4 protein-coding genes are annotated in these 2,682 nt (G+C 40.3%); 3 read left to right on the forward strand and 1 reads right to left on the reverse strand.

The genetic code is table 11. From position 1 onward, the window contains the following. Positions 1-370 precede the first annotated feature (370 nt). The gene (gene aroE, locus LIR34_RS17385) at positions 371-1,237 is read left to right on the forward strand and encodes a shikimate dehydrogenase (RefSeq protein ID WP_161286550.1); all 867 of its coding nucleotides are present in this window, start codon (positions 371-373) and stop codon (positions 1,235-1,237) included. 206 nt (positions 1,238-1,443) lie between these two features. On the opposite strand, the gene LIR34_RS17390 is transcribed toward aroE, so the two are convergent. Continuing rightward, positions 1,444-1,752 carry a nucleotidyltransferase family protein gene (locus tag LIR34_RS17390; protein WP_161286552.1) on the reverse strand — a complete coding sequence of 103 codons (309 nt, stop codon included), beginning with the start codon at positions 1,750-1,752 and terminating at the stop codon, positions 1,444-1,446. Between the two features lie 200 nt (positions 1,753-1,952). On the opposite strand from LIR34_RS17390, the gene LIR34_RS17395 reads away from it, so the two are divergent. Further along, positions 1,953-2,222 (forward strand): hypothetical protein, encoded by a 270-nt coding sequence (locus tag LIR34_RS17395; RefSeq protein ID WP_161286553.1) that lies wholly within the window; start codon positions 1,953-1,955, stop codon positions 2,220-2,222. 4 nt (positions 2,223-2,226) lie between these two features. After that, positions 2,227-2,367: a hypothetical protein gene (locus tag LIR34_RS17400; RefSeq protein WP_161286555.1), complete on the forward strand. Its 141-nt coding sequence runs from the start codon at positions 2,227-2,229 to the stop codon at positions 2,365-2,367. The last annotated feature ends 315 nt before the right edge of the window (positions 2,368-2,682 follow it).

Here is a 2,682-nt window from a genome sequence, read left to right on the forward strand (position 1 = left end):
TTAACGCAGATGCGGTAGGTGCGTTTAATATCCTGCGGAAATATCTGTCCGTATCCGGGAAGCAAAAAGAATTGTTCGTAACCGGACTAAAAAAGCCAGAAATAATAAAAGTAGCTGCATAGCCGAAAGGCAAGCAGTATTGGTGTCATGGACGCACCCTGAAAAAAGGCGGTATCCCGCCAGATTTCAGATGCTCTGGTAACTCAGTTGCCGAGTAGTTCACTATATCATGGTTTAGAACAAAATGGAATATGCACGAGACATGATAAAACACAGCCTTGCTTTATCACTTTAAATCGTGTATAATTGACACTACATAAAGGTGAGAGAGGACTTGCCAAATTTTGATACGCGGAAAGGAATATGGATTATGTCAAAACATATCACAGGACACACCGGATTATTATGTTTACTTGGAAGCCCGGTCGCACACAGCGTTTCACCGGAAATGCACAATGAAGCATGCGATCAGCTGGGGCTGGATTATACATATCTTGCGTTTGATGTACCGGAAGACAAGATGCCGGAAGCAGTTCAGGGTCTCCGCACAATGGGAGCCAGAGGATGGAATATTACCATGCCGGGCAAGAATATCATGTGTAAGCTTGCTGACAAGGTATCTCCTGCTTCCGAGATTTCCGGTGCGTGCAACACGATTGTCAATGACAATGGCATACTGACTGCTTATACAACAGATGGCGTTGGATTTATGAGAGCAGTTGCAGAGAACGGAGTGGACATCATCGGAAAGAAGATGACTCTTCTGGGTGCCGGCGGAGCAGCTACTGCAATCCTGGTACAGGCTGCACTGGATGGTGTTGCTGAGATCAATGTATTTAATGTAAGAGATAATTTCTTTGGAAGAGCTGAGGAGATCGTTGCGAAGCTGAACGAACGAACAGAGTGTAAGGTTACACTTCATGATTATTCTGATCCGGAGATTCTCCGGGCATCCATCGCAGAGAGTGCGATCCTTGTAAACGGTACTTCTGTGGGAATGGCTCCTAACGTAGACAGAACGATCATCACAGATACAAGTATGTTCCATAAGGATCTGTTTGTATTTGATGTAATTTATAATCCACAGGAGACAAGACTGCTCCGTGAAGCAAAGGAAGCAGGATGCAAGACTGGTAACGGTATGTACATGCTTCTGTATCAGGGAGCTGCATCCTTTAAACTCTGGACAGGGGAAGAGATGCCGGTGGAGATCATAAAAGAGAAGTATTTCTCTTAAGAAGAGGAAATATTGGCTTGAGAAGTTGAGAAAACTTACAGCGGATGCTGTGGGGAATCGCAAAGGGGACTTCGCAGTCCCCTCTGCACACCCCTCGTTTGTGCTTTCGACGGGACGAATGGTAGTAGGAAAGATACAGAGTTCTTCATTGTGGAGGACGGGAGGGTGTTGACTTTACTGATTTTGAAAAATTGGTGTCAGGTGTTTTAGGTTGTAAGTGATTTAAGTTTGTTTTCGTAGATGGTAATACCATCTTTTTTTATTTCTTCTTTTAATGCATCTGAAATGGGTGCATCTGCTTGTATAATATCAAACATCAAGAGTGAATATATATTTTCTTTGACATCCCAGTAAAAGTTATCGAAATCCACACCGTATACGACAATATCAATATCGCTTCGTTCTGTATGCGTACCTCGTGCGCGAGAACCAAATGGTATGATTTTGGTAACGGAATATTTCTGGGCAAGTGTGGTAAGTTCTCTGAAAACTCTATCCGGTAGATTGTATCTCATATCGTATCACATCCGAATTTATATGAAATTATATCCAGGAGTTTTTATAAGCATATCATATTTTGGGATGATTAACAATCATTTGCAAAGTTAGAGGAAGGAGAAATATCAGGGGATTTTTTGAGATAGTATTGAGAACTAGAATGAAAGCGGTTATACTGTGTATACAGTAGACACAGAAACATTGGAGGTATAAAACAATGGAATCTAGATCAGATGAACTTTATCATGCGTTATGTGAAAAGGGGTATCCGGATGAATTCTGCAAGGAGATCGCCTATCAGCAGATGAATACAGATTATACAGCCACGCGAATGTTAGGCTACCTCTACCGCGTCTCCAATCCCCGCCCGGAGGACGTAGTAGACGAAATGCTCGCAATCCTGACCGACCGCGAAGCAATCATCCAAAAGAAAGAACTGGAACACGCCCAGGCAACGATAAACAAAGTTTACCGAAAAGGGCTGTGAAAATATGAAAACATTAGAGCAATTCAAAGCAGAACAAATGACAGATTGGGAATTTGCTACGGAGTACGAAAAGATTCGCCTTGAACTTGAAAATGAAAAAACAGAAATAGAGGCAGAATATGAATTAAAAAATAATGTGGAATAATAAGAAAAAGCACTGAAAGTTATGATGAATCATGAGTTCAGTGTTTTTTTGTTGTTAATGTGAAGCTACGCTTTGTTGTGTATGAATGATTATCTATGGAAAATTTTGTCGAACATTTTTTCTTTTCGAAAAGTACATAATGTGCTATATTTAAATGCAGGAAAAATTAATTTTAGTTACTGGAAGTTGAGGTGATATTCACACAAGATTTTTTGAATGTAAGCTAAAATCATAAGAGAATAAAATAATTATAAAAAATGGCTTGAATGAAAAAGTAAATTCTACATTCTAATATACCTTGATTTTATGCGGGAT

It is taken from the genome of Blautia sp. MSK17_66 (assembly GCF_020538025.1).
Taxonomy (GTDB): Bacteria; Bacillota; Clostridia; order Lachnospirales; family Lachnospiraceae; genus Blautia_A.

Excerpts from the sequence above, each read along its gene's own strand:
- aroE (WP_161286550.1), top strand. The coding sequence starts at position 371 with ATGTCAAAACATATCACAGGACACACCGGATTATTATGTTTACTTGGA.
- LIR34_RS17390 (WP_161286552.1), bottom strand. The coding sequence starts at position 1,752 with ATGAGATACAATCTACCGGATAGAGTTTTCAGAGAACTTACCACACTT.
- LIR34_RS17395 (WP_161286553.1), top strand. The coding sequence starts at position 1,953 with ATGGAATCTAGATCAGATGAACTTTATCATGCGTTATGTGAAAAGGGG.
- LIR34_RS17400 (WP_161286555.1), top strand. The coding sequence starts at position 2,227 with ATGAAAACATTAGAGCAATTCAAAGCAGAACAAATGACAGATTGGGAA.